This window comes from Nesterenkonia sp. K-15-9-6 (assembly GCF_052656005.1).
Window position 1 is genome coordinate 1 of sequence record NZ_JBQYEY010000013.1, and the last position, 25,224, is coordinate 25,224.

24 protein-coding genes are annotated in these 25,224 nt (G+C 70.5%); 15 read left to right on the forward strand and 9 right to left on the reverse strand.

What is annotated here, in order from left to right; all coding sequences use genetic code 11:
* Together SD455_RS09490 and ald are read right to left on the reverse strand one after the other, a co-directional pair.
* Positions 1-339: hypothetical protein (locus SD455_RS09490; protein ID WP_445507938.1), on the reverse strand; the 339-nt coding region annotated here is incomplete at its 3' end.
* A 303-nt stretch (positions 340-642) separates the two neighbouring features.
* The gene (ald, locus tag SD455_RS09495; protein WP_445507939.1) at positions 643-1,755 is read right to left on the reverse strand and encodes an alanine dehydrogenase; all 1,113 of its coding nucleotides are present in this window, start codon (positions 1,753-1,755) and stop codon (positions 643-645) included.
* A gap of 321 nt (positions 1,756-2,076) precedes the next feature.
* On the opposite strand from ald, the gene SD455_RS09500 reads away from it, so the two are divergent.
* The 4 genes from SD455_RS09500 (at position 2,077) to SD455_RS09515 (ending at position 4,781) form a co-directional block, all read left to right on the forward strand.
* Positions 2,077-2,589: a DUF456 domain-containing protein gene (locus SD455_RS09500; RefSeq protein ID WP_070160956.1), complete on the forward strand. Its 513-nt coding sequence runs from the start codon at positions 2,077-2,079 to the stop codon at positions 2,587-2,589.
* Between the two features lie 241 nt (positions 2,590-2,830).
* Complete coding sequence (locus SD455_RS09505; RefSeq protein WP_237090114.1) at positions 2,831-3,703, forward strand: winged helix-turn-helix transcriptional regulator; 873 nt, start codon at positions 2,831-2,833, stop codon at positions 3,701-3,703.
* 29 nt (positions 3,704-3,732) lie between these two features.
* Entirely contained in the window at positions 3,733-4,287 is a 555-nt protein-coding gene (locus SD455_RS09510) for an acyl-CoA thioesterase (protein WP_070160960.1), read from the forward strand.
* Positions 4,288-4,325: 38 nt separating this feature from the next.
* Positions 4,326-4,781 (forward strand): DoxX family protein, encoded by a 456-nt coding sequence (locus SD455_RS09515; protein ID WP_139827757.1) that lies wholly within the window; start codon positions 4,326-4,328, stop codon positions 4,779-4,781.
* A gap of 44 nt (positions 4,782-4,825) precedes the next feature.
* Here the strand turns inward: SD455_RS09515 and SD455_RS09520 are convergent, their stop codons facing one another.
* Complete coding sequence (locus SD455_RS09520; RefSeq protein WP_445507940.1) at positions 4,826-6,163, reverse strand: hypothetical protein; 1,338 nt, start codon at positions 6,161-6,163, stop codon at positions 4,826-4,828.
* Positions 6,164-6,427: 264 nt separating this feature from the next.
* Positions 6,428-7,432: an aldo/keto reductase family protein gene (locus SD455_RS09525; protein ID WP_070160966.1), complete on the reverse strand. Its 1,005-nt coding sequence runs from the start codon at positions 7,430-7,432 to the stop codon at positions 6,428-6,430.
* Between the two features lie 231 nt (positions 7,433-7,663).
* On the opposite strand from SD455_RS09525, the gene SD455_RS09530 reads away from it, so the two are divergent.
* Positions 7,664-8,182 (forward strand): ferritin, encoded by a 519-nt coding sequence (locus SD455_RS09530; protein ID WP_085437709.1) that lies wholly within the window; start codon positions 7,664-7,666, stop codon positions 8,180-8,182.
* 40 nt (positions 8,183-8,222) lie between these two features.
* Here SD455_RS09530 and SD455_RS09535 read toward each other — a convergent pair whose 3' ends face one another.
* Positions 8,223-8,990: a TetR/AcrR family transcriptional regulator gene (locus tag SD455_RS09535; protein ID WP_070160968.1), complete on the reverse strand. Its 768-nt coding sequence runs from the start codon at positions 8,988-8,990 to the stop codon at positions 8,223-8,225.
* An 88-nt stretch (positions 8,991-9,078) separates the two neighbouring features.
* Here SD455_RS09535 and SD455_RS09540 point away from each other — a divergent pair, with 88 nt between their 5' ends.
* Complete coding sequence (locus tag SD455_RS09540) at positions 9,079-10,047, forward strand: ATP-binding cassette domain-containing protein (RefSeq protein WP_070160970.1); 969 nt, start codon at positions 9,079-9,081, stop codon at positions 10,045-10,047.
* Entirely contained in the window at positions 10,044-10,943 is a 900-nt protein-coding gene (locus tag SD455_RS09545) for an ABC transporter permease (RefSeq protein ID WP_311025428.1), read from the forward strand. Before SD455_RS09540 ends, SD455_RS09545 begins: the two co-directional genes overlap by 4 nt.
* Positions 10,944-10,946: 3 nt before the next feature.
* Here SD455_RS09545 and SD455_RS09550 read toward each other — a convergent pair whose 3' ends face one another.
* The 3 genes from SD455_RS09550 to SD455_RS09560 form a co-directional block, all read right to left on the reverse strand.
* Positions 10,947-11,654, reverse strand: coding sequence for a GntR family transcriptional regulator (locus SD455_RS09550; RefSeq protein ID WP_237090113.1), 708 nt, complete (start codon positions 11,652-11,654; stop codon positions 10,947-10,949).
* Positions 11,655-11,765: 111 nt separating this feature from the next.
* A complete protein-coding gene (locus tag SD455_RS09555) occupies positions 11,766-12,695 on the reverse strand; it encodes a maleate cis-trans isomerase family protein (RefSeq protein WP_070160972.1) in 930 nt (309 codons plus the stop codon).
* Positions 12,692-13,630: a maleate cis-trans isomerase family protein gene (locus tag SD455_RS09560; protein ID WP_445507941.1), complete on the reverse strand. Its 939-nt coding sequence runs from the start codon at positions 13,628-13,630 to the stop codon at positions 12,692-12,694. The genes SD455_RS09555 and SD455_RS09560 overlap by 4 nt, the downstream gene beginning before the upstream one ends.
* Before the next feature lie 244 nt (positions 13,631-13,874).
* Between SD455_RS09560 and SD455_RS09565 the strand changes: the two genes are divergently transcribed.
* The 7 genes from SD455_RS09565 to SD455_RS09595 all read left to right on the forward strand — a co-directional run bounded on the left by SD455_RS09565 (position 13,875) and on the right by SD455_RS09595 (position 23,238).
* On the forward strand, positions 13,875-14,867 hold the full coding sequence (locus SD455_RS09565) for a D-2-hydroxyacid dehydrogenase (RefSeq protein ID WP_445507942.1): 993 nt from the start codon (positions 13,875-13,877) through the stop codon (positions 14,865-14,867).
* Between the two features lie 60 nt (positions 14,868-14,927).
* Positions 14,928-16,361, forward strand: coding sequence for an amidase (locus tag SD455_RS09570; protein WP_445507943.1), 1,434 nt, complete (start codon positions 14,928-14,930; stop codon positions 16,359-16,361).
* 42 nt (positions 16,362-16,403) lie between these two features.
* Positions 16,404-16,910: a DUF3830 family protein gene (locus tag SD455_RS09575; RefSeq protein WP_344680594.1), complete on the forward strand. Its 507-nt coding sequence runs from the start codon at positions 16,404-16,406 to the stop codon at positions 16,908-16,910.
* Positions 16,911-16,974: 64 nt separating this feature from the next.
* A complete protein-coding gene (locus tag SD455_RS09580; RefSeq protein ID WP_445507944.1) occupies positions 16,975-19,890 on the forward strand; it encodes an FAD-binding and (Fe-S)-binding domain-containing protein in 2,916 nt (971 codons plus the stop codon).
* A 79-nt stretch (positions 19,891-19,969) separates the two neighbouring features.
* On the forward strand, positions 19,970-20,278 hold the full coding sequence (locus SD455_RS09585; protein WP_445507945.1) for an ArsR/SmtB family transcription factor: 309 nt from the start codon (positions 19,970-19,972) through the stop codon (positions 20,276-20,278).
* Positions 20,279-20,296: 18 nt separating this feature from the next.
* On the forward strand, positions 20,297-20,449 hold the full coding sequence (locus tag SD455_RS09590) for a zinc transporter permease (protein ID WP_445507946.1): 153 nt from the start codon (positions 20,297-20,299) through the stop codon (positions 20,447-20,449).
* A 269-nt stretch (positions 20,450-20,718) separates the two neighbouring features.
* Entirely contained in the window at positions 20,719-23,238 is a 2,520-nt protein-coding gene (locus tag SD455_RS09595; RefSeq protein WP_445507947.1) for an AAA family ATPase, read from the forward strand.
* Between the two features lie 12 nt (positions 23,239-23,250).
* Here SD455_RS09595 and SD455_RS09600 read toward each other — a convergent pair whose 3' ends face one another.
* Positions 23,251-24,192, reverse strand: coding sequence for a DMT family transporter (locus SD455_RS09600; RefSeq protein WP_445507948.1), 942 nt, complete (start codon positions 24,190-24,192; stop codon positions 23,251-23,253).
* Positions 24,193-24,274: 82 nt separating this feature from the next.
* On the opposite strand from SD455_RS09600, the gene SD455_RS09605 reads away from it, so the two are divergent.
* Positions 24,275-25,201 carry a LysR family transcriptional regulator gene (locus SD455_RS09605; RefSeq protein WP_445507949.1) on the forward strand — a complete coding sequence of 309 codons (927 nt, stop codon included), beginning with the start codon at positions 24,275-24,277 and terminating at the stop codon, positions 25,199-25,201.
* The last annotated feature ends 23 nt before the right edge of the window (positions 25,202-25,224 follow it).

Sequence of the window (25,224 nt, forward strand, 5' to 3'; positions counted from 1 at the left end):
CTGTTCGCTGACTCCGAGGATGTGGGCGGTGTCACCGGTGGCGGCCTCCCGCAGGGCGCGGCGGGTGTGATGGTCGAGTTCGGCGGCGTCAGCTTCTCGGGCTCTGCGGTCTTGGTAGTCCAGCAGTCCGGTGAGGGCTTGGGCTTCGGTCTGGCGGGTGGTGATGATCAGTGCTCGGGCGTGGGAGAGTTCTGGTTCTTGGGCCAGGTGCGCGGCTCGGGCGGGCCAGAACACGGAGCCAGCATCACCAGAACCAGCAGCAGCGTGATCGGCACGAGAGTCGTCGCCGTGCTGGCTGTGCTGGTCTGGGTGCTGGTTCACCCCGTCCTGGTCTTCCATGTCTCCCACGCTATCCACCTCCTCTGACGTCTCTGCCGGGGTGCCCGTCTCTGCCGCCCCTGCGGGGGAGCCCGTCCCGGCTGCCCTCTCGCGGGGGTCCTTCCCCGGCTCCTCCTGGTGCTGCTCAGTCTTCCGGAACCCTCTGACACATCCCGGAGGAGCGGGACCAGCCGGCCAAAACGCACGGTCAGATCCGACCCCAGCCTCGGCCGCAGAACGACTCGAGCGGGGCCCCGACGATCTGTCGGCGACAATGGCGCCGACGTCGACGGGACCCCGCTCGAGGTGCCTCAGAGGTGAGATTCAGGCCAGGGCGGTCTCCAGCGGGAGCGCCTCCTCGCCCAGGGCGTGGGCCACCGGAGCGTGGGTGAGCCGTCCGTCGTGGACGTTCAGGCCGGCCGCCAGGTGCGGATCATCGGCCAGCGCCTGCTTCCAGCCCTTGTCCGCCAGGCGGAAGATATACGGCAGGGTGGCGTTGGTCAGGGCGGCGGTGGAGGTGTGGGGCACAGCGCCGGGCATGTTCGCCACGCAGTAGTAGATCTGCTCGCCGACGGGGAACGTCGGATCGGCGTGCGTGGTGGGGCGGGAGCCCTCGAAGCAGCCGCCCTGGTCGATGGCGATGTCCACCAGGACCGAGCCGGGCCGCATCTGGGAGACCATGTCCTTGGTCACGAGCTTGGGGGCGGAGGCACCCGGAATGAGCACCGAGCCGATCACCAGGTCTGCCGCGGCGACCTCCTCCGCGATGGTCAGGGTGTTCGAGGCCAGAGTGGTCAGCCCGCGGCCGGACATGGCAGAGAGCTCGCGCAGGCGGTCCAGGTTCAGGTCGATGACCGTCACGTCCGCGCCCATGCCATGAGCCGTGATGGCCGCCTGCTCGCCGGCCTTTCCGCCGCCGATGACGACGACCTTCGCCGGGCGTGCGCCGGGCACGCCACCGATCAGCAGCCCGGAGCCGCCCTGGGAATGCATCAGGTGGTAGGCGCCCACCTGTGCCGAGAGGCGCCCGGCCACCTCGCTCATCGGCGCCAGCAGCGGCAGGCCGGTGGGGCCGGTGACGGTCTCATACGCGATGGCGGTGACGCCGCGCTCCTTCAGGGCGGCGGCGCACGCCGGCTCCGCGGCCAGGTGCAGATACGTGAACAGCACCTGACCCTGACGCATGCGGAGGAACTCCTCGGGCTGCGGCTCCTTGACCTTCAGCACCAGCTCGGCCCGACCCCAGACGTCGTCGACGTCGGGCGCCAGCTCGGCGCCGGCACCGCGGTAGTCCTCGTCGGAGAACCCTGAACCTTCCCCGGCCCCAGCCTGGATCAGCACGGTGTGCCCGCGGCGGGTGAGGTCGACGGCGCCGGCAGGCGTCAGCGCCACGCGGAACTCGTTGTTCTTGACTTCGGTCGGGACTCCGATGATCATCTGGTCTCCTTGCTCCGCCTCCCTTGTGAGGCTGCGGTCGCTGGTGGTCTGGGCGGCGGAGTCGGGCTGAGGTGCGGCGCGGGAGTGGACCGGACGACGTCGTCGTCGGCTGATCCGGGCGCTGGTGCCGCAGTCCGCCGGCCTGGGGGAGGTGGCCCCGGGCTTCACAAGGTTATGGCCCGGCGTGAGGTCCTGCCAAGTGCCGGCGTCACCTGTCGACATGGTCCCTGGATCCGCGTCATTCCGGGGGAGAGGGCTCCGGCCACGTCGCGCACGCGTCAGTGTGGTCGGTGCGGCGGCGCCGTGTGGCAGGCTGTAGTCATGCTCGAAGGACTCGTCGCGGAAGGTGTCGCCACCGGGGTGGCCTTCGTCCTGCTGCTGGTCGCCATGGCCGGAGTGGTGCTCCCGGTGCTGCCGGGCAGTCTGCTGATCATCGTCACCCTCCTGGCGTGGGCGGTGCTGCTGGGAGGGCCTGCGGTCTGGACGGCTGCGGTGATCGGCATGGTGCTGGCCACGGCTGGCTGGGCGGCGTCCACGGTGCTCACCGGACGGGCGCTGCACCGTGAACGGATTCCCCGTGGCCCCATCCTCGTCGGCGTCGTGGCGGCCCTCGTCGGGATGGTCATGCTGCCTCCGTTGGGTCTCTTCCTCGGCTTCGCGTTGGGACTCTTCGGCGCCGAGTTCATCCGGCGCGACCGTGACTGGCAGGCTGCCGCGCAGGCCAGCCTTGCCGCGCTGCGTGCCATGGGGCTGGGCATCCTGGTGGAGTTCGGCCTCGCCGGCCTCGCAGTGTCCAGCTTTCTGATCGGGACGCTCGTCCACCTGCTCACCTGAGCAGGGCCGCGCCGACAGCGAGGGACACTATGGCGGAAACCCCTGTCGTTCGCCGCCCGACGCGACGCTCACCAGGGACGATGTCGGCGGAGTTCCGCTCGTCGTTCGGTTCCTTCAGGGTGTCGGACGGCACAGATGTGGGCTATCTTAGCTGTCTGGACACACGCTGGATCTCGCCGTGCGCGGCGCCGCCGACATGCGCGCGGCGTCCACGCCGAGTGATCGCCGGACGGAGGACGCTGTGGAGGCAGAGCGCGAGGAGGCCCCCGTGCGCGAGGGTGCCGACGCGCCAGAGCCGCATATCTCCTCGCCGGTGCTGATCCTCGCCGGCCCCTCTCCGGCGGTCTCCGAGCTGACGCAGCGCCTCAGAGGCCTGGACGTGAAGGTGCTCCACGCGCCCACCCCGGACTCGGCCCGGCACCTCATCACAGAGGAGCAGCCACAGCTTCTTGTGGTGGACGCCCGGTCCAGCCGACGGATCCCGGGGGTGGAAGAGACCGTGCCCGAGCTGCGTCGGCTCATGGAGGACGCCGCGGCCCTGGTGTGGTTCGACGCCGACGTGGAGTTCGCCGCGGTGACGGCGCTGTGCGAACCCGTGGACGACCACATGGCGTCTCGGATCGACGTCGAGGAGTCGCTGCGGCGTCTGCACTTCCTCACCGGGCGGCTGCCGGAGCGTCGCGAAGGTGAGCGGCTGGTGGTGGGAGACCTGCAGATGGACACCGCGGCACGCACCGTCCGGCGCGGAGAGAAGGACATCGACCTCTCCGACACCGAGTTCCGCCTGCTGCGGCTGCTGATGCGTCACGCCCGCACGGTGCTGCCGAAGACGGAGATCCTCCAGCAGGTGTGGGAGTACGAGTTCGCCGGCCAGGCGAACATCGTGGAGCTCTACATCTCGTATGTGCGGAAGAAGATCGAAGCGGACATGCCCCGCATGATCCACACGGTTCGCGGTGCGGGCTACGTCCTGCGTCCGGCTGAGCCCCCACGACCCGTCGACGGTCCATCCGACGGCCCGCCCGACGAGGAGGCGCGGGATGAAGCTGGAGGGGATGCTCAGGATGACGGCGCTCCGGCGAGGACGAGCGACCCCGACACCGCTGATTACTGATAAGTAGGTTCTGTGGCAGACTGGATGCCATGCATGTGATCTTCCGCACCCTCCTGACCCTGCTGCGCGCTCGTCGCCGCCCGCCGCTCTCGCCCTGGGAGACCTCCACGGTCACGCTGCGCGCGCTGCCCACGGACATCGACATCGCCATGCACATCAACAACGGGCAGTACTTCTCGCTGTTCGACCTCGGCCGCTTCGACCTCATGGCGCGGGCAGGTCTATGGCGGCGTATGCGTGAGCTCGGGTGGTCGCCGGTGGTCCAGGCGGAGCAGATCACCTTCCGCAAGTCGGTCACCTTCCTGACCCGCTTCGAGATCCACACGCGCATGCTCGGCATGGATGAGAAGAGCATCTACTTCGAGCAGCGCGTCGTCGTCGACGGCGAGATCTACGTCCGCGCCCATATCGCTGCGCGACTGCTGTCCGGCTCCGGACCGGTGACCAACGAGCAGATCCTGGATGAGATCCGCGGCCTCGGTCATGAGACCCCCGCCGACCTGGACGTCGGCGAGGAGCTGCGCCGGTGGCGGGAGTCAGCGGCACTGCCTTCGAGCAGGAAGCCGGCGCCGAACGTGTGGTGAACCGCGGATCAGCTCTGACCAGGTGTCAGAGTGGTGTCATGCGGAATGTCTTCAGCATCGATCTCGGTCTTCTCCTGCTCCGCCTCGCGGCGGGCATCCTCCTGCTGGTCGGCGGCCTGCGCAAGGCCACCTGGCTCGGTGTGGACGGCTCGAGCGAGTATGTCGCCGGGCTCGCCGTCCCCTTCGCCGAACATCTCGGGGCTGCCATGGTGTTCACAGAGATCATCGGCGGCGCACTGCTGACGCTGGGGCTGATGACGCGGGTCGCGGCCGCTGTGCTCGCGCTGCTCTCGGGCATGGCGGCGTTCCTGCTGCTCGACCGAGGTACCGTCTTCGTCAGCGTGCACGGGTGGAATGAGCCGTTCCTGCTCCTCCTGGGCAACCCGGTGGAGTTCATGGTGCTCTACGCCGTCCTCGGGCTCGCCCTGGTCTTCACCGGGCCCGGTGCATTCAGCGTCGACGCCCCCGCCTGGCGGGCGATCCGCCGCCGCTGACCCCGCCGCTGATCCTGCCGGGGACGAGTGGGACCAGTCCGCGCTCAGTGCCTCCGGCTGAGCTGACCGCGTCGGTGTGCCGTCCAGACGGCCAGGGAGCCGGCCCCGAGGGCGGCGACTCCCAGTGCTCCGGCGGTGAGGGCATGCGGGGCGGCACCGGTCGAAGCCAGTCCGTCGCCGTCGTCCTCGTCGTCCGCTCCCGTCTCGCCAGCACCCGTCTCCTCTGCGGAGGGCTGCGTGGTGGCGCTGTCGCTGAGGTCGCGATCGGGCGCGCCGGGGACCAGGGGACGCGGGCTGAAGCTCGGGCGGTCCTCGACGCCGTCGTCCTCGCTGGACTCGCCCTCGCTGGACTCGTCGGCGCTGTCCTGGCCCGTCGGCCGGCCCTCCGGAGCGGGGTCCGGAGCCGACGGCGCCCCGGGGACCGAGGGCACTTCGGCAGGGCTGGGCGCGCTGGTGCGGTCCACCTCCTGCGTCGGGTCGGGGTCAGCGGTCGGGTCGGTGTCACTCTCCGGGCTGTCCTCCTGCCCGGGAGTCTCGTCCACGGCGTTCGGGTACAGCGTGAACGTGCTTGAGCAGCTGGCGGTGCGTCCGTCCTCGGCCTCCACCTGCACGGTGACGGTGTCCTGGGTGATCGAGGAGACCTCACGCTCCAGCAGATAGTGGACCGTCATGCCCTCATGCCAGGAGCTGCCTCCGCGGATTCCGGAGCTCACCGAGGTGATGCGGGCGTCAGAGGCGTTGACACTGACTTCGAAGGTCAGGACCTCTCCGGGGTAGCCGGTGGCCGAGGTGCAGGTGGCCTGCAGGTCCTCCGGGTCCGGACTCGGCTCAGGGGACGGCGTCCCCTCGTCCGTCTCGCCCGGATCCGGAGTGGGCTCGGGCTCGGGCGTGGGGTCCGGCTCCGGCGTCGTGCCGGGGTCGGTCGGCTCGACCGTGGACTCGTCGCCCGGCTCGTCAGGATCCTCGGACTCTGGGGCTTCGGACTCAGGTTCCTCGGACTCGGGTTCCTCGGACTCGGGGTCCTCAGACTCGGGATCCTCGGTCTCCGGGGTCCGGTCGTCTTCCTCCTCCCCGTCGGCCTCGTCATCCGTGGACTCGTCGCCTGCCTCCTCGGAGTCGGCGTCCTCGGAGTCGGCGTCCTCGGAGTCAGAGTCGGAATCGGTTCCTGAGTCGTCGTCTGAACCGGCGTCGTCCTGCGTCTCGTCCTCGTCGGGGGAGGCGGAACTGGAGGCGGCCTCGTTCTGGGACTCGCTGGGCTCGGGCTCCTGGCTGGAGGCGGCCGCAGGGCCGGCGCCGCACAGCAGCAGGACGCCTGCCAGGGCGCTCCCGCACAGTGCGGCAGTCAGGCGGGGATGCCGCCCGACGTCGGTTGCGTTGCTCACGCCGGATCACCTTTCACCCGGGGATGGGATGTCAGGGTCCACAGTCTACGCAGAATCACCACAGTTCCATAACGATTTGGTCACTGCCGCAGTCTGAGGCGTCTGAGCTGGGGCGATGCCTCTCCGACGTCGTCGCGCCCGGCGTGCCCTCTGGAGGAGCTCCCGGCAGGGCGGCCCTCTGGGACGCAGAGATGCCCGGGAAGATCACGGTGGCCGTGATCTTCCCGGGCATCGTCCCGGGCGCTGAGCCTCAGGTGCTGAGCGTCAGGTCAGGCGAGCCTCGGGGGAGGTGGTCAGCGCCGGGTCGTCCTGGGCGAGGTGCCCGATGACCGAGTCGATGGCCTCCATGACCGAACCGTCCAGGGTGACCCCGGCGGCGGCGACGTTCGAAGCGATCTGCTCCGGCCGGGAGGCCCCCACCAGCGCAGACGCCACATTCTGGTTCTGCAGGACCCACGCGATGGAGAGCTGGGCGAGCGTGAGCCCGAGCTCGTCGGCGATCGGCTTGAGCTTCTGCACCGCGTGCAGGATCTCGTCGTCCAGATACCGCTGGATGAACTGCGCACCACCCTGCTCGTCGGTGGCGCGGGATCCCTCCGGCAACGGCTGACCCGGTACGTACTTGCCGGTGAGTACGCCCTGGGCGATGGGCGACCAGACGATCTGGGAGATGCCCAGCTCCTCGGAGGTCGGCACGACGTCAGACTCGATGACGCGCCAGAGCATGTTGTACTGCGGCTGGTTCGAGATCAGCTGGAAGCCCAGCTCCTTGGCCAGGGCGTGGCCGGCGCGCAGCTGCTCCGCCGTCCACTCGCTGACGCCGATGTAGAGTGCCTTGCCCTGCCGGACGATGTCGGCGAACGCCTGCATCGTCTCCTCCAGCGGAGTCTCGACGTCGTAGCGGTGAGCCTGGTAGAGGTCCACATAGTCTGTGCCGAGACGGCTCAGGGAGCCGTCGATGGACTCCATGATGTGCTTCCGGGAGAGTCCAGTGTCGTTGTGTCCCTTGGGGCCCGTGGGGAAGTAGACCTTCGTGAAGATCTCCAGGGATTCGCGGCGCTGGCCGGCCAGCGCGTCGCCGAGGACCTGTTCTGCGACGGTGTTGGCATAGACGTCCGCAGTGTCGAAGGTGGTGATGCCGGCGTCGAGCGCGGCGTGCACGCACTGGGTCGCCATGTCGTTCTCGACCTGCGAGCCGTGGGTGATCCAATTGCCGTACGTGACTGATGAGACCTTGAGGCCGCTGTGGCCGAGATACCTGAACTCCATGCAGATCAGACTAGTCAGCCGGTGAGCCCCTGACCAGAGGCTCGCGGCGCAGTCACATGTGTCCTTCCAGGCATGATGCGATGCTCTCCGATGACGACGGCGGGCCGATCGTTCCAGGTGAGGCCTGCCTCTCCTGCGTGGTCAGCGCGGCTCCCGGTGGCTACAGTGGCATCAGAGGCGGCCCCGGCACCCGGCGGCCGCCAGAGATCCGAGACGAGGAGTGTTCTCACCATGGCACAGCTCACCGGCGCGCTCGAGGCGGCCTTCAACGACCAGGTCACTCTGGAGCTGGAGGCTTCGCTGGTCTACCGCCAGCTCGCCATCGAGATGGACATGCTCGACCTGCCCGGTATGGCGTCGTGGTTCCGGGCGCAGGCCGATGAGGAGGTCGTGCACGCCAATCGCTTCATCGATCACATGACCGACCGGGACGCCCACCCGCGCATCCAGGCGGTGCCTGCCGTCGCGGCGACCGCGGGCACGGTGCAGGAGGCCTTCGAGGCCTCGCTCGCGCATGAGCAGAAGGTCTCGGAGTCGATCCGGAACCTGTACCGGCTGGCGCAGCAGGAGGGTGACATCGACGCCCTGCCGCTGCTCAACTCCTTCATCGACGAGCAGCTCGAGGAGGAGGCCACCGTCTCCGAGCTGATCGGCAAGATCCGGCTGATCGGAGACGACGGCCCGGGACTGCTGAAGCTGGACGAGCAGCTGGGCGCCCGTCAGTCCGGCGGCACGGAGGCCGCGGAGTAGCCAGTCCGGTTCCGATGACGCAGGCGGGCGGGCCGCCGGTTCAGAACGGCGTGTCCGCTGTGTCGGGCGACTCCGCCCGCCGGGCGAGCTGCTGTTCGATGCCGTCGAGCAGCAGCCTCAGGCCGAAGTCAAAGCTCTCCTCCCAGGTGCCCGCGAAGGTGTCCTCCGAGAGGGAGGCCATCGTGGGGTAGCGGCCGGTGTCGAAGATCTCGTAGAGGAACGGTGCCTGGGCCTCCCAGAACTCCTCATCGGTCATGCCGCTCTCCGCGGCGGCGCGCTGGGAGAGGATCTCCTGCCGCACCGCGCCGGTGACGTAGGAGTCCAAAGCGACCACCACGTGCATCTTCTCCCGGTCGGAGAGCGGCAGGTCCTTCAGGCCCGTCATGATCAGCTCCATGTCGGCCACGCTGTTGGGTCCCAGCACGGGCCGTGTCCAGTTGACCTGCAGCAGCCACGGGTGCGCCAGGTACTGCTGCCGTCCGCCGTGGCCGACCCCCTCCAGTCCGACGCGCCACCCGGCATCGAAGGTGGTGCGGCGCAGATGCGTGGGTCCGCTGACCGCGTCCAGCATGAGATTCAGCAGCTCAGTCTTGGAGGGGACGTATCGGTAGAGGGACATGGTGCCGACGTCGAGCCGCTGGGCCAGCTTCCGCATGGACAGGGCGTCGAGGCCCTCGGAGTCGGCAAGGCCGATCGCGGTGCGGACGATCTGCTCCAGCGTCAGCGTCGGCTTCGGGCCCTTCTTGGGATCCGGCAGGCCGTACCAGAGCAGCTGCAGGCTCTTCCGGACAGGATTCTCAGCATTCATGGTGGCCTCAGCCTAACCGCCCTTGATGACTGCGCACGGCGTACGCTACATTTGTTGCGTTCAGTGTACGAAGAAGGGGTGGCGTGGGATGACGGCACAGGAGCTCGCCGTGGAGACCGTGGGTCTTACGAAGCGATACAAGGACAAGGTGGCGCTCGACGGCGTCGACCTGGCTGTGCCCCGTGGGACGGTGCACGGGCTGCTCGGCCCCAACGGGGCGGGAAAGACGACCACGGTCCGGGTGCTGGCCACCCTGACGGATCCCGACGGCGGCGAGGCCCGGGTGGCCGGGCATGACGTCGTCGCTCAGCCACGCGAGGTGCGCCGCAGCATCGGTCTGACCGGACAGCAGACCGCGGTGGACGACCTGATGACCGCCCGGCAGAACCTGACGATGTTCGGTCGACTGTTCCGGCTCAGCAAGGCTGACGCGCGCCGGCGGGCGGACGAGCTGCTGGAGATCTTCGGACTCACCGAGGCCGCCGGTCGCTCTCCCAAGAAGTTCTCCGGCGGGATGCGGCGGCGGCTGGACCTCGCGGCGTCGATGATCCTGGCGCCGCAGGTGATGTTCCTCGACGAACCCACCACGGGCCTCGACCCCGCCGGGCGCCGGGAGGTGTGGGAGGCGGTGCGGAACCTCACCTCCCAGGGGACCACCGTTCTGCTGACCACGCACTATCTGGACGAAGCGGACAAGCTGTGCGACCGGATCAGCCTGATCGACCACGGACGGAACATCATCGAGGACACACCGGCCGGGCTCAAGCGTCGGATCGGGGACGAGCGGCTCGACGTCGTCGCGGTCGATCCCGCCGACCTGGCCGGGCTGGCCGAGCTCGTCCGGCAGGCGACCGGCGCAGACCCCGCCCTGGACGAGGACGCCGCGACGCTCAGCGTCCCGGTGCCCGACGGCGTGGCCGCCCTGACCACCGTGGCGGTGGAGATCAGAGCCCAGGGCATCGAGGTCGCCGACATCGGTCTGCGCCGCCCCACGCTGGATGAGGCATTCCTGCACCTGACCTCCCGAACGGGTGCCGCACAGGAGGAGACCCGATGACGACGACGACTCACCACGACGGCCGCCGCAACGGACGCACTGGCAGACACTCCCTCGGCTCCGCGACGGCCCCGACGGCCCAGCCCGGCGCCGGGCTGCTCTGGGCGGCCCGTGACTGCTGGACGATCGTCCTGCAGGAGTTCACCCACCTGGTGCGCCAGCCCAGCACCTTCGCCTGGCAGATCGGCTTCCCGGTGGTGATGGTGCTGATGTTCGTCTACGTCTTCGGTTCCGCCATGGACGTGACCGGGCAGGGCGCGGGGGAGGGGTATGTGGACTTCGCCATGCCAGGGATGTTCGCCATGACCATGGCCTTCGGCTTCATGGACACCGCCTATGCGGTCACCCACAACAAGGAGAAGGGGTTCATGGACCGCTTCCGGTCCATGCCCATGGCCTCCTCGGCACCCGTCACCGGGCGGGCGGTCTCGGATGTGATCCGCGCGGCGATCGACCTGGCCGTCATCGTCGGGGTCGCCCTGCTGATCGGGTGGCGCGCCGGCGGCAGCCTCGGGGCCACGCTGCTGGCGTTCGCGCTGCTGCTGTGGCTGCGCCTCGCACTGATCTTCGTCGGCATCTACCTGGGGCTGTGCATCCGGAACACGGAGACCGCGGGCATGCTGTTCGCCGTGGCCTTCCCTCTGGGGTTCATCTCCTCGGTGTTCGCCCCGCCGGAGATGATGCCCGGCTGGCTCGGGGCCATCGCGGCCTGGAACCCGGTGTCCTCGACGGCGGCCGCCATCCGCGAGCTCTTCGAGACCCCGGGGATGCAGCATCTGGAGCCCGCCTACTGGATCGACGGCCATGCCGTGGCCGGTGCCGTGATCTGGCCGGCGGTGATCATGCTGATCTTCCTGCCGCTGGCGGTCCGGCAGTTCAAGAACCTCAGCCGCTGAGGCTCAGCCTCGTGTGTCGGCCTCGCCGCCGCGGATGAGGCGCTCGAGGGCCTGATGCATGTGATCGTCGATCGCGCGGAGGACGGCGGCCTCGTCGCCGTCGGCGATCGCGTCGGCGATGCGGCGGTGCTCGTCCACCTGGTCCTCGGGATCGTAGTAGGTCCCCTCCAGGGCGGTGAGGCACATCCGGGTCTCCACCATGAGCGTCTCGTGCATCCGGCGCAGCCGAGCGCTGCCGGAGGCGGTGACCAGCTCCTCATGGAAGTCGAAGTCCGCATCCGAGAGGGCACTGAGGTCCCCGGCGGTCGCCGCCCGACGCATCGCGGTGCAGGTCGCGCGCAGCAGGGCGACGGCGCGGGGCGTCGTCTCCGTGGCGGCGTCACGCACGATCTTCAGCGCCGCCGCCGATTCCACGGCGGTGCGCGCCACGTAGAGATCGCGGATCTCCTCGGCGTCGAGCTCCTTGACGAAGAGTCCGCGATTCGGCTCCGCGCGCAGCAGGCCCTCCTGCACGAGGCGCTGCATGGCCTCACGCAGGGGGCCGCGGCTGACCCCGAAGGCCGCCGAGAGTCGAGCCTCGGAGAGCTGGCTGCCGGCGGGCAGGGAGCCGTCCATGATGCCTTCCCGCAGCTGCCGGGTGATCAGCGACGCCGTGGACTCCTTGTTCACGGGGGTGAATCGGCCGGCGGATCGGGCTGCGGTGGCGGGCATCGTGGCTCCAGCGGGGTGAGGGTCGGATGGTGCGCGGTGCGGTGAGACCAGTGTGGTGAGAGGGGGATCACAGGATCCGTGGATTGTCGACAATGATGATACCGCCGGGCCTCAGTCCTCGGGCCAGTCGACGGCGTCGCCCCAGGATTCGGCGCTGACGTCGGCCCCGCCCCCTCCGGGTGCGGCCGGTCGGTCCGGGACGCTCAGGGCGTTCGGGTCGCCCAAGACGTTCGGGTCGCCCAAGCAGCCCAGCTGCGGCAGGACCGGCATCGGCCGTCCGGTGAGCCGCAGGCCCTCCCAGACGGTGACCTGGTTGGCGGTCAGCACGGGCTTGCCGAGCGACTCCTCGAGGTCCGGGATCCACCGCAGCGAGTGCATGGCGGTGTCCGGCACCAGCATCGCCTCGGCCTGCGGCACATCGACGGCGCGGATCATCGCCACCACGTCCTCCCTGCCCATCAGGCCCACCTCGGCGGCGGTGAAGATCCCGTGGGAGGCGAAGGCGACGACGTCGACGCCCGCGCGCCCCAGGAGGTCCTGGAAGTGCTCGGCCAGGTCGGCAGGATAGGACGCCGCCACGGCGACCCGGCGCACTCCCAGGGTCTGCAGAGCGTGCAGGTAGGCCAGCGAGGTCGACGACGTCGGCACCCCCGCGGCCTGCTCCAGCGTCCGGGTCTGGTCGTGGGTGCCGTCGAACCCGTAGACGAAGCTGCCCGAGGTGCAGGCCCACATGAGGGCCTCCACGGGATGCTCGGCCAGCAGGCGCTGGGCCCCCTCGGCGAGCCGGGCGGGCGACCCGGTGTCCAGCAGGGCCTGGGTGGTGTGCTCATCCACCCCGATGGTGGTGTGGGTCACCGGGAGCCGGACCGCTCCGCCGCAGGCCTCCTCGAAGGCCGGATAGTCGTCCTCCGCGGCATGGCCCGGATATAGGATCCCCACCGTCGGGTTCTCGGGGCGGCCTGGGATCGGTATCTGCTGTCGCGTGTCGACGAACTCGTCGACGTCGGTGATCGCGTGGGTCTCCAGCAGGTGGTCGCTCATGGCGCCTCCTTCGTCAGGCTCGGGGGAGCAGGTTCCAGTGAGGCCAGCGCGTGGCCCGGGCCGCGATACGGCAGTCCGAAGTGCCGCAGCACGGTCCAGATGGTGGCCTGGTTCGCCGAGATCACCGGCTTTCCCAGATCCTGCTCCAGCTGGTCCAGCACCGAGGCGGTGGGCAGGTTCGTGCAGGACACCACGACGGCGTCCGCCTGGTCCGAGCCCGCCTGCCGCACCAGCTGGTAGGTCCGTTCGGCGGGGACCTCCCAGATGCGGCCGTTCAGCCCCAGATTGGAGCTGCTCATGAGGTGGACCCCCGCTTCGGCGAAGAATGCGGCGAACTGGGCGGTGATGGCGTCGTCGTACGGGGTGGCCGCGGCGATGGTGCGGGCGCCCAAGGCGCGCACCGCGGCCAGCAGGGCGCCTGAGGTGGTGAAGCTGGGGGCTCCGCCGGCGGCGGCCATGGCGCGCAGCAGGGTGCGCTCACCCGAGAGGCCCCGGACGAAGCTGCCGGAGGTGCAGGCGTAGACATAGCCGGAGGGGACCACGGCGGAGACCGCCCGGACGCATTCGGCGATGGCCTTCGGGCGGGAGATCGCCCGCGCCTGCTTGACCGTGACGGCCAGCGACTCATGCCGGGTGCGGGTGAACAGCAGGTCCAGCTGTTCGGCGCCCCGCTCATCATGGGTGAAGGCTCGCAGCTCGCGGTCCAGGGCCATGTCATAGGGGACGACGACGCCGACCGCCGGCATCTGCCGGCCCGATCCTGCGTCCTCGGGCTGCGGGTGGCCCTCCGGGACGAGTCCCGGCGCGATTCCGGGAGCGCCGGCCAGGGGGAGGTCCGAGCTCAGATCCGAGGGGACTGCGGCCGGGTCTGCGGGAGGCTCGGGGTGATCGGTGAGAGTCGTCCGGCCGCGTCCGGAGAAGGGGGTGAGCGCCATGGGCCGCTCCAATCTGAGACGGTGCGATCAGCTCCTGCAAGATTGTTGACAATCTTCGTGAGGTCTCCTTAGCATAGCGGCACGGGCCCCGCCCCGGGAAGACCCCGGGGAGAGTCCCCTGCGGCCATCCGGAGGTCCACGTCAGACGGCTTCCCGAGGGGCCGCGCGACCATCTGGGCGAAGCTGCCGGATCACGGATCCGCGGACGTCGCTCACCACGCCGCTGGAGGAAGCGAGGTGACGGATGGCGGAGTCCCTGCCGATCATCACCGTCCTGTGCCCCGACGACGACGTCCCGCACGCCGTGCCCCCAGGGCTGGACGAGCTGGAGGATCGGGCGGAGATCCGCACCACGACCGCCGGCGAACTCGCCGACGCGTTGCCCGGGGCCGACGCGCTCTTCCTGTGGGACTTCTTCTCCCGCGCCGTCTCCGACGCCTGGCACGCCGCGGACTCCCTGGAGTGGATCCACGTGGCCGCGGCCGGCGTGGACAAGCTCATGTTCGACGAGCTGGCGGACTCGGACGTCGTCGTCACCAATGCTCAGGGCATCTTCGACCGGCCCATCGCCGAATATGTGCTCGGCGCGGTGCTGGCCCGGGCCAAGGACATGCCGGGCAGTCTGCGGCGTCAGCAGCGCAGGACCTGGGAGCATCGCGAGACCCAGCGTGTCGGAGGGCTCACCGCCCTGGTCATCGGCACCGGGGCCATCGGCCGGGAGATCGCCGCCCTGCTGCGTGCCGTCGACGTCGAGGTCTTCGCCGCAGGACGCACGGCGCGCGAGCAGGACCCCGACTTCGGCACGGTGATCGCCAGCGACGACCTCGTCGCGCACATCGGCACGGCCGACATCATCGTCAACGCCGCACCGCTGACCCCGCAGACCACCGGCCTGCTGGACGCGGAGGTCCTCGGCGCCGTCGCCGACGGGGCGCACCTGATCAACATCGGCCGGGGGGAGACCCTGGACGAGGCGGCCCTGGTGGACGCTCTGGAGGCCGGGCCTCTGGGCTTCGCCACGCTCGACGTCTTCGCGCAGGAGCCGCTGCCGGAGGACTCTCCGCTGTGGGACCGGAAGGATGTGCTGATCTCCGCCCACATGTCCGGTGACGTCATCGGCTGGCGCGACGCGCTCGCCGAGCAGTTCCTGGACAACGCGCGCCGCTGGCTCGACGGCGAGGAGCTGCACAACGTCGTCGACAAGCACAAGGGGTACGTGCCCCGCCCGCAGTCCTGACGCCGCCCCGGGTCCGCCCGGGGCACGACGCCGCCCACCACCGGCACCTAGGAGGTCACCATGACGGAGACTCGGACCACGCGCAGCCTGGCGGAGCTCACCGCCGCCGAGCTCATCGCGGGCTACCGCGCGGGGGATTTCACCCCGGTGGACGCCACCGAGGCGGTGCTGGAGCAGATCGCGCGGCACGACGACGCCCTCAACGCCTTCGTGCTCGTGGACCCCGAATCGGCCCGGTCGTCCGCAGAGGCCTCCGCCCGCCGCTGGCAGACCGGCGAGACGCTCGGCCCCGGGGACGGCGTGCCGACCTCCATCAAGGACATGTTCCTCACCCGCGGGTGGCCGACGTACAAAGGCTCCACGCTCATCGGCGAGGACGGCCCGTGGGACGTGGACGCCCCCTGTGTGGCGCGGCTGCGGGAGGCCGGCGCCGTGCTGGTGGGCAAGACGACCACTCCGGAGTTCGCCTGGAAGGGCACGACGGACAGCATCAGCTGCGGCGCCACCGGCAACCCCTGGGACCCGAGCACTACGGCCGGAGGCTCCTCCGGGGGCGCCTCGGCCGCCGTCGGCGCCGGCATGGCACCCTGGGCTGTGGGCACCGACGCCGGCGGGTCCGTGCGCATCCCGGCCTCGTTCACCGGGACGGTCGCGCTGAAGGGCACCTACGGGCAGGTGCCGATGTACCCGGCCTCGCCCTTCGGGACCCTGGCCCATGCCGGACCCATGACGCGCACCGTCACCGATGCGGCGCTGCTGATGGACATCATCGCCGGCTTCGACCCCCGGGACTGGGCGGCGCTGCCCCGTCCCGTCGGCTCCTACCTCGACGGGCTCGAGGACGGAGTGTCCGGGCTGCGCATCGCCTACTCGCGGACCCTCGGATTCGGGGAGAACGATCCGGAGGTGGAGCGGCTCGTGACGGAGGCGGTGGGCGTGCTCCAGGACGCCGGCGCGGTGGTCGACGAGGTCGACCCCGGCTTCGAAGACCCTGTGGAGGACTTCCACATCCTCTGGTTCACGGGCGCCGCCAAGGTGCTCGAGGCCTTCGGGCCCGGTGCGGTGGACCATGTGGACCCGGGCCTGCGGGCCGGCATCGAGCAGTACGGCGACGCCAGCGCCCTGGACTATCTCGGCGCGACGGCGACCCGGATGGACCTGGGCGTGCGCATGGGGACCTTCCATGAGCGCTACGACCTGCTGGTCACCCCCACCATGCCGATCACGGCCTTCGACAAGACCCGTCAGGCGCCTGAGGGATGGCCCTCCGACCTGTGGACCTCCTGGACCCCCTACACCTACCCGTTCAACATGACCCAGCAGCCGGCGGCGTCGGTGCCCTGCGGGGTGGCTGCCGACGGCATGCCGGTGGGGCTGCAGATCGTCGGGGCCAGGACCCAGGACCGCCTCGTGCTGCGCGCCGCTCGGGCCTATGAGCAGGCCTCCGGGGAGCGGTTCGTCCGACCGGTGGAGCCCGCAGTCCTGGGGGCCTGAGACGAGGACCGGTACGAGCCGCAGAAGGAGGCGAAGAGCACCATGGCCCGCTACATCAGCCTGACTCTGACCACCCGGGGCGTGAGCTGCACGGCCCGCCTGCTCGACGACGTCGCGCCCCGGACCTGTGCGGCGGTGTGGGACGCGCTCCCGCTGGACGGGCAGGTCTATCACGGCAAGTACGCCCGCAATGAGATCTATGCCCTGCTGCCGGTCTTCTCCGCGCAGGACCCGGGCAAGGAGAACACCACCGTCACCCCCATCCCCGGTGACGTGTGCTGGTTCCACTTCGACTCTGACGACCTCGGCAATCCCGGCTACGGCTACGAGGCCTCCGCCGGAGTGCGGGATCGCGCGGAGCTCATCGACCTCGCCCTGTTCTACGGGCGGAACAACCTGCTCATCAACGGGGACCAGGGGTGGGTGCCGGGCAACGTGTTCGCCACCGTGGTGGACGGGCTGGACGTGATGGCCGAAGCCTGTCAGTCGATCTGGATGGACGGCGCCCGCGGGGAGTTCCTGGCCTTCGCCCGTGCCGGGGAGGACTGATCCGGCCGCCGAGCGGCCCGCAGTCCGGTAGGTTCGGACCCAGGCGGCGAAAGGAGACGACGACGTGACCTCGACTGTTCCATCCGACGCCCGCGCCGCAGCCAGGGCGGGTGACACGGCCGCCGGCGCCGAGATCGCCGCCGAGCTGCGTCGTGCCGGGGTCAGCCGGGTCGACGACTCCGCCCTGGCCCGCGGCATGTATTCCTCCGATGCCAGCCTGTACCGGGTGGTGCCCCAGGTGGTGGCCCGTCCCCAGCACGTCGACGAGCTCCACGCCGTCCATGAGGTGTCCCGGGCCACCGGGGTGCCGGTGACCCTTCGGGGGGCAGGCACCTCCATCGCCGGCAACGCGGTGGGCCCCGGGGTCGTCGTCGACACCCGGGACCTGGACCGCATCCTGGGGATCGACCCCGAGGCGCGCACCGCTCGGGTGGAGCCCGGAGTGGTCCACTCGCGGCTGCAGCGGGCCGCGGCGGGCCACGGGCTGCGCTTCGGCCCTGACCCCTCCACCCACACCCGGTGCACGATCGGCGGGATGATCGGCAACAACGCCTGCGGCTCCCGGGCGCTGGGCTACGGACGCACCGCGGACAACGTCGAGGCCGCCACCGTGCTGTTCGGCAACGGAGAGGTCGGCACCTTCGGCGCCGGCGTCGCATCGTCAGGCTCCACCGCCGAGCAGCTGCTGCGTCTGGTGGAGACGGACCTGGGCCATGTGCGCACGCACTTCGGCCGTTTCGATCGGCAGGTCAGCGGGTACTCGCTGGAACATCTGCTCCCGGAGAACCGGGGACGCCTCGACCGCTTCCTGGTCGGCACGGAGGGCACGTTGGGCACCGTCCTGGAGGCCACCGTGAACCTGGTGGCCGACCATCCGCGCAGGCTGCTCATCGTGCTGGGCTACCACTCGGTGGCCGAGGCCGCCGACGCCGTGCCGCAGCTGTTGGCCGCGGCTCCGGGGCGGCTCATCGCCTGTGAAGGCATGGACTCCCGGTTGGTGGCACTCGTCCGCGGGGCGGGCAAGCAGGTGCCGCCCCTGCCCGAAGGGCAGAGCTGGCTGTTCGTGGAGGCCGCTGGGGAGGACGCCGACGACGTCGTCGCCGCCGTCCGGACCGCCTCCGGCTGTGTGGACTCCACACTGATCGACGACGCCGCCCAGGCTGCCGCCCTGTGGCGCATCCGCGAGGACGGCGCCGGGCTGGCCGGGATCAGCCTGGACACCCCGGCCCATTCGGGCTGGGAGGACGCCGCCGTCCCGCCCGAGCACCTGGGCGCCTGGATGCGCGAGTTCGAGGAGCTCATGGTCGACTTCGGCCTGCAGGGCTACCCCTACGGGCACTTCGGGGACGGCTGCATCCACTGCCGGATCGACTTCCCCTTCGCCCACGGCGACCCCGGCAGCACTGGGGTGTTCGCCGAGTTCATGCGCACCTGCGCCGAGCGCCTGGCCGCCTACGGCGGCTCGCTCTCCGGGGAGCACGGTGACGGCCGGGTGCGCTCCGAGCTGCTGCCGTACATGTACGACCAGACCTCCCTGGACCTCTTCGCCCGGGCCAAGCGGATCTGCGACCCGGAGAACCTGCTCAACCCGGGCATCATCACCGACCCGGCCTCGCACACCGAGGACCTGCGGCCCACCCAGACGACCCGAGAGCTTCCCTGGCCGGGGATGCGGCACACCCACGACGCCGGCGATCTCGGCGCGGCCGTCCACCGCTGCTCCGGGGTGGGCAAGTGCGTGGCTCCGACGACGCCGTCGGTCATGTGCCCCTCCTATCTGGCCACCAAGGAGGAGAAGGACTCCACCCGCGGGCGAGGCCGCATCCTCCAAGAGGCCCTGGATGGCAGTCTGGTGCACGGGCTGGCGGACCCGGCCGTGCATGAGGCCCTCGATCTGTGCCTGTCCTGCAAGGGATGCGCCTCGGACTGCCCGGCCGGGGTGGATATGGCCGCCTACAAGTCCGAGGCGCTGTACCAGACCTACGACGTCGGCGAGAAAGCTCGGCCCGACGGCACCGGGCGCCGTCGGCGTGTGCGTCCTCGGTCCCACTACATCCTGGGGCGGATGCCGTTCTGGGCGCGGCTGGCCTCGCCGATGGCGCCGCTGGTCAACGCGATGATGAAGGTCCCGCCGTTGGCGGCCGTGGCGAAGTGGACCGCCGGCATCGACCCGCGTCGGGCCGTCCCGGCCTTCGCGCATCAGACGCTGCGCCGGGCCGCCGCTCGGCGGGAGCAGGGAGGCGGATCTCGCTCCGCCCCGGACGTCTGGGTGTGGGCGGACTCCTTCACGGACCATTTCTTCCCGCAGTCCGGCCTCGCGGCCCTGGAGTTCCTGCGGTCCCAGGGTCTGGAGGTGCGGGTGCTGCAGCGCAAGGGCTGCTGCGGGCTGCCGTGGATCACCACCGGCCAGCTGGACCAGGCTCGCCGGCTGCTGGACGAGGCCGTGGATGCGCTGCTGGGCCCGGTGGAGTCCGGCGTGCCGGTGATCGGGCTGGAGCCCTCCTGCACGGCGACGCTGCGCAGCGACCTGGTCCAGCTCTCCGACCGGCCGGAGGCCCAGACGGTGGCGGACGGGGTGCTGACCTTCGCGGAGCTGGTGCATCGGCTCGTGGACGAGGGCCGGATCGAGCTGCCGGATCTCCGCGGCGTACGGGTCATCGCCCAGCCGCACTGCCATCAGCGCGCCGTCATCGGATGGCGCGCAGACCAGGCGCTGCTGGAGCAGGCCGGCGCCCAGGTGACCGCGGTGCCCGGCTGCTGCGGCCTGGCCGGGAACTTCGGGGTGGAGGCTGGCCACTACGAGGTCAGCGTGGCGGTGGCCGAGACGCATCTGCTGCCGGCGGTCCGGGAGGCGCTCGCGGACTCGGCCGGGGAGACGGTCTTCCTGGCCGACGGCATGTCCTGCCGGATCCAGCTCGACGACCTCGCCGACGTCGAGGGCATCCACCTGGCGGAGCTGCTGGCGCGGCGCCCGGTCTGAGCCGGGCTCCTCCCGGTTATCGAGACTGCCTCTCAATAAATATATTGCAATGTCTTGATATCTCTGATGGAGTGGGGGTGTGCGCGATGATCATGGGCTCTCGGAGGCGGCACAGCTGTTCAAGGTGCTCGGCAATGAGTCGAGGCTGCGGCTGCTGCGGCTGCTCGGGGAGGCGCCCCGGACGGTGGGGGAGCTGGTCACCGCGACCGGACTGTCCCAGCCGCTGGTCTCCCAGCACCTGCGGTCGCTGAAGCAGGCGGGGCTGGTGACGCCCGATCGTCGAGGCCAGAGTGTGAGCTACCAGCTGGCAGACGACCATGTGTCTCACATCGTCGATGACGCCGTCGCGCACGTCCAGGAGTCAGACCCCACGACAGCGGCCGACTGACGGCCGGAAAGGCCAGTGATGAGCGACCACAAGACAGCAGAGCACACTGTTGAGGAGCACCAGCACGGCGAGGGCTGCGGCCACGAGGCTGTTCAGCACGAGGACCACGTGGACTATGTCCACGACGGTCACCGGCATGCCGAGCATGGAGACCACTACGACGAGCACTGATGCGCCAGGCGCTGAGGCGACGAGCTCAGCGCGCTGGACCATCTGCGAAGCCCGGATCGCCCCCGCGGTCCGGGCTTCGTCCTGCGTGAGGCCCTTGGCCACGGACTGCCGACCCCACCACAGATCGTGTCCCTATGAGAGATCGTCCGTCCATCGAGCGGCGATCCCTCATCCAGAGACGATCTTCGGGGAGAGCTGGGGCGGTACACTCGCCGGAGCGCAGGAGCCCCGCACCCGCCCAGCCCACCACGTCCACTCCGGAAGGTCTCATGTCGGACCAGCGCATCGTCCTCACCGAGGAGTTCACCGACGCTCTCGCCCGGCTCGAGGCGGGGGAGTCGATGTTCCTCACCGGCAAGGCGGGCACCGGCAAGTCGACGCTGATCCGGGAGTTTCTGCGGCGCTGCGAGGCGAGCTCGGCCGCGCCGCCTGACAGTTCCGGTGAGGACTGGGCCAGTGAGACGGACCTGACCGGCGACGACGCCCCCTCCGGCCGCACCGTGGTCGTCGCCGCCCCCACCGGCATCGCCGCCCTGAACGTGGGCGGCTACACGATTCACCGACTCTTCGGCTTCCCTCCGCAGATCACACTGGAGGAGGTCCGTCACGGTCGGTACTACCCAGGCCGCTTCGCCGGGACGCTGAAGGCTCTGGACACGCTCATCATCGATGAGGCCTCCATGGTGCGCGCCGACCTCTTCGACCAGCTTGTCGCGGCTCTGGAGCGCTTCGGCCCGAGGCCTGGTGCGCGGCTGGGCGGGGTCCAGCTGGTCCTGGTGGGCGACCTGCTCCAGCTGCCTCCGGTGGTCACCGAGTCCGAGCGCGCCCGTTTCGAGACCCGCTATGAGACGCCCTACTTCTTCTCCGCCGACAGCTGGAGGGCGGAGGACTTCCCGACCGTCTCACTGACCACCGTGTTCCGGCAGCTCGGCGACGATCGGCTCACCGCAGTGCTGAACGCCATCCGCGAAGGCGTGCTGCTCGGCACCGCCCGCGAGGACCTCAATCGTCATGTGGAACCGGATTTCGAGCCCCCCGAGGGCGAGTTCTGGCTGACCCTGGCCACCACCAACCGGATCGCCGAGTCCCGGAACCGACGCCGTCTGGAGCGGCTCCCCGGGCCGGAGCACGTCTGCCGGGCGGTGCTGCGCGGCGAGCAGGACGGCTTCGACCGGCCCGTGGAGGAGCGGCTGGTCTTCAAGGTCGGCGCGCAGATCATGTTCCTCACCAACGACCCCATGGGCCGCTGGGTCAACGGCACCCTCGGTCATGTGATGGAGGTGGGGGTCGACGACGACGGTGAACCGCGGGTCGGCGTGCTGCTGCGGGACGGCCAGGTGGTCGAGGTGGGGCCGCACACCTGGGACATCACCCGGCCGGAGGTCCACGGCGGGACGCTGACCCACCTGGTGGTGGGCACCTACCGTCAGCTGCCCTTCAAGCTCGCCTGGGCGATCACGGTCCACAAGAGCCAGGGGCAGACCGCCGACCGGCTGGTGGTGGACCTCTCCGGCGGCACGTTCTCCTACGGGCAGCTCTACGTGGCGTTGAGCCGGGTCACCTCGTTGTCTGGCCTGGTGCTCACCCGGCCCGTGTTCCCCCGAGACATGAAGACCGATCGGCGGATCCTGCGCTTCCTGCGCGGGGGCTCCTCGGCGGAGGGTCGTCGGCGGCGCTGCGCGCTCGCGGTGCTCACCATTGGGGAGGAGGGGCGCATGTCGCGGCCGCGTCCGGTCGAGCTCGCCGTCGCTTTCGAGGATGGCACCGCACTGTCCACTCTGGTGAACCCGCAGCGCGACCTCGGTGACGCGCGGACCGCCTACGGGATCGCCACGGCGGACATCCTGCTCGCCCCGACCCTGGCGGAGGCCTGGACGGTGCTCTCCCCGGTGATGGCCGGTCATGTCCCGGTGGCCGAGGACGTCGACCGCACGTTGGGGCTGATCGACTTCGAACTCAAGCGGCTCGGCCACGTGGAGCCCATGCCGTTCGGCGCGGAGGCGCCGCGGCCGCAGTCGGGCCGGGCCGGGTCAGGCTCCGGTTCGCTGTTCCGTCGGCGCCCGCGGCGGGCGCTGGAGGCGGCCCGTGCGGTCCTGGAGGACCTGCGGCAGGCCGAGCTGCAGGACCCTGAGGCATTGGACCGCACGGCCACAGAGTTCGAGCCCTCGGAGGACACGGTGCAGGGTGCCGGCCACCTCCTGACCCGTGACCCGGGCTCGCCCTCACCGTCCTTCGAGGAGATGCCCGGACTCGGTGCCCTGCTGGAGGTCAGCCGTCAGGCGGGCGGGATCCTGCTGGGGGAGGAGCCCGTCGTCGGTGATCACGACGCCGACTCCTGGCATGCGGCCGCCCGCCAGACCGTGGCCGACCAGCTCGCCGCGGCGGCTGCGCGGGCCCAGCTGACCGACCAGGTGGCGCGACGACTGGAGCGGGCGGGTCAGCTGCTCGGCCGCCATCTGGTGGCCCCCGAGCGGCTGGCTGCGGCGTCGGGCTCGTCCGCCGCGCTCGGGTCCCTGCTGCAGCCCGGGACCAGGGTCTGCTTCACCGGGGAGGCAGTCTCCTCCGACGGCCGCCTCTGGTCCCGCGACCAGATGACCGCGCTCGCCGCAGACTGCGGTCTCGCGCCGGTCGCCAACGTCACCAAGACCCGCTGCGACGTGCTGGTGGTCGCTGAGCTGGGCACCCAGTCCGGCAAGGCGCGCAAGGCTCAGGAGTACGGCAAGCCGGTGCTGGCCGCGGAGCAGTTCTTCACGTGGGCAGGAGTGGACCGCCGGGCGGGTGAGGGCTGAGGGTCGGCGGCTTCAGCGGCGGCCGAGTTGAGCGATCGCCACTCCGGCCAGGCAGGTCGTCCCTCCGACGATCGCCAGCACAGTGGGCACCTCGCCGAGAGCGACGGCGGACATCAGCACCGCCACCGCCGGAACGGCGAGGGAGCAGGCGGCCAGCCGTCCCGTGGGCATCCGGGTCTGGGCGAAGGCCCACAGCCAGAAGCCCAGTGCCGTGGCCCCCACTCCCATGAACGCCGCCCCGCCGACGGCGGTGGCCGGGGCGTCCTGCAGCTCGGCCCAGGTCTGCCGGGCGAACGGGAGGACCGCCAGGGTGCCTGCCACGCAGCCCAGCCAGACGATGGTCAGCGGGTCGGCGTCCGGGAGGACGGCCCGCTGCAGCAGCATCGCGACCGCATAGATGGTCGCGGCCACCAGTGCCAGCACCACACCCAGCAGGGAGATTCGTCCGTCACCGGCGGCCAGGGTGATCACGGCGACGCCCACCAGCGCCACGGCCATCCCTGCGAACAGCGAGCGCGGCCACCCCTCGTGGAAGATCAGTCCGGCCCCGGCGGCCACCAGCACCGGCGAGAGGTTCACGACCATCGCCATGGTGCCGGCGTCGAGATGATGGCCCGCATGGTTGAGCACCACCGTGTAGGCGGCGAACCACAGCACGCCGTAGAGGGCGATCAGCAGCAGCGCACGCGGTCCGGGGATCCTCAGGGTCCGCCGACGCAGCAGGATCACCAGCACCGTGAGCGCGGCGACGCCGGCCGCCAGTCGGATCAGCGCCAGGGGTCCAGGGGAGAACACCGGGGCGGCCCACCGGACGATCACGAAGGAGGAGGCCCACAGCACCACGGTGGTCGCGACGGCGGCGGGTGCGGCCCACCGAGTCTGGAGGGTGTCGGTCGGGCGGGGCGCAGGTGACTCCACGGCGCGTGCCACCGGTGCATTCGTCAGGCGGGTCATAGGGATGATCCTTCCCTCCGAGAATCGAAAGCACAAGCGAACATCTCTGGATGATCGTTCAGCAGGGCTTTATGATGCAGAGGTGATCGATCTGACCCGGCTCCGGACCTTCCGGGCGGTGCTCGCCGCCGGTTCCGTCCACGCGGCCGCCGAGAGTCTGGGCTACACGCCCTCGGCGGTGAGCCAGCAGCTTCAGGCTCTGCAGAGGGGCACCGGCCTGGAGCTCTTCACCCGCAACGGGCGCGGCCTGGCCCCCACCGGAGTGGCGCGGCGCTTCGCCGAGGAGGCCGATCGTCTGCTCGGACAGGCCGCGCGGCTGGAGGCCCTGGCGGCCGATCTGCGGGAGGGGCGGACCGGCTCTCTGGTGATCTCGCACATCGCCTCGGTCGGGGTGACGTGGATCCCGGCCGTCGTCGCCGCGCTCTCCGGCGAGTTCCGCGATCTGCGTCTGGACCTGCGGCTCTGGGAGGCCGCGCAGGGCCGTGACGACGACGTCGACGTGGAGATCTGCGTGGCCCACCGTGACCTTCCGGCCCGGCCAGGTTTCGACGTCGAACCCCTGCTCACCGAGCCCTACGTGGCGGTCGTGCCCGTGGATCACCCTTTCGCGGCCCGGCAGGCCGTGGCCTTGGAGGAGCTTGCCGCCGAGCGCTGGGTGGACAACGACCTGACCCTGGGCACCTGTCGGCTGATCCTGTTGGAGGCCTGCGCGGCGGCGGGCTTCACCCCCGGCTTCCAGTACGAGACCCAGGACTACGGCTCCGCGGTGGCGCTCGTCGCCGCCGGGGTGGGGATCACCGTGATGCCGCGGCTGAGCTTCTCCTCGGTGCGAGCGGATCCGGCGCAGGTGGTCGCCGTCGAGCTGTCCGGGACGGCGCTGCGGCGCACGGTCGTGCTGCGCACCCGAGGCAGTCTGTGCGAATCCCCGGCTGTGGGTGCGGTGCGCCACGTGCTGCGCGGTCTCGCCGGACGAGCTGGGGCCATGCCTGCGCGCGATGTTACTGTGTAGTCACTATCGTTCTGAGAGGAAGA

Coding starts and splice junctions, on each gene's coding strand:
- SD455_RS09535 (WP_070160968.1), bottom strand. CDS start 8,990: ATGAATGCTGAGAATCCTGTCCGGAAGAGCCTGCAGCTGCTCTGGTAC.
- SD455_RS09560 (WP_445507941.1), bottom strand. CDS start 13,630: ATGGCGCTCACCCCCTTCTCCGGACGCGGCCGGACGACTCTCACCGAT.
- SD455_RS09570 (WP_445507943.1), top strand. CDS start 14,928: ATGACGGAGACTCGGACCACGCGCAGCCTGGCGGAGCTCACCGCCGCC.
- SD455_RS09540 (WP_070160970.1), top strand. CDS start 9,079: ATGACGGCACAGGAGCTCGCCGTGGAGACCGTGGGTCTTACGAAGCGA.
- SD455_RS09575 (WP_344680594.1), top strand. CDS start 16,404: ATGGCCCGCTACATCAGCCTGACTCTGACCACCCGGGGCGTGAGCTGC.
- SD455_RS09530 (WP_085437709.1), top strand. CDS start 7,664: ATGGCACAGCTCACCGGCGCGCTCGAGGCGGCCTTCAACGACCAGGTC.
- SD455_RS09510 (WP_070160960.1), top strand. CDS start 3,733: ATGCATGTGATCTTCCGCACCCTCCTGACCCTGCTGCGCGCTCGTCGC.
- SD455_RS09595 (WP_445507947.1), top strand. CDS start 20,719: ATGTCGGACCAGCGCATCGTCCTCACCGAGGAGTTCACCGACGCTCTC.
- SD455_RS09590 (WP_445507946.1), top strand. CDS start 20,297: ATGAGCGACCACAAGACAGCAGAGCACACTGTTGAGGAGCACCAGCAC.
- SD455_RS09545 (WP_311025428.1), top strand. CDS start 10,044: ATGACGACGACGACTCACCACGACGGCCGCCGCAACGGACGCACTGGC.
- ald (WP_445507939.1), bottom strand. CDS start 1,755: ATGATCATCGGAGTCCCGACCGAAGTCAAGAACAACGAGTTCCGCGTG.
- SD455_RS09565 (WP_445507942.1), top strand. CDS start 13,875: ATGGCGGAGTCCCTGCCGATCATCACCGTCCTGTGCCCCGACGACGAC.
- SD455_RS09555 (WP_070160972.1), bottom strand. CDS start 12,695: ATGAGCGACCACCTGCTGGAGACCCACGCGATCACCGACGTCGACGAG.
- SD455_RS09550 (WP_237090113.1), bottom strand. CDS start 11,654: ATGCCCGCCACCGCAGCCCGATCCGCCGGCCGATTCACCCCCGTGAAC.
- SD455_RS09600 (WP_445507948.1), bottom strand. CDS start 24,192: ATGACCCGCCTGACGAATGCACCGGTGGCACGCGCCGTGGAGTCACCT.
- SD455_RS09500 (WP_070160956.1), top strand. CDS start 2,077: ATGCTCGAAGGACTCGTCGCGGAAGGTGTCGCCACCGGGGTGGCCTTC.
- SD455_RS09515 (WP_139827757.1), top strand. CDS start 4,326: ATGCGGAATGTCTTCAGCATCGATCTCGGTCTTCTCCTGCTCCGCCTC.
- SD455_RS09525 (WP_070160966.1), bottom strand. CDS start 7,432: ATGGAGTTCAGGTATCTCGGCCACAGCGGCCTCAAGGTCTCATCAGTC.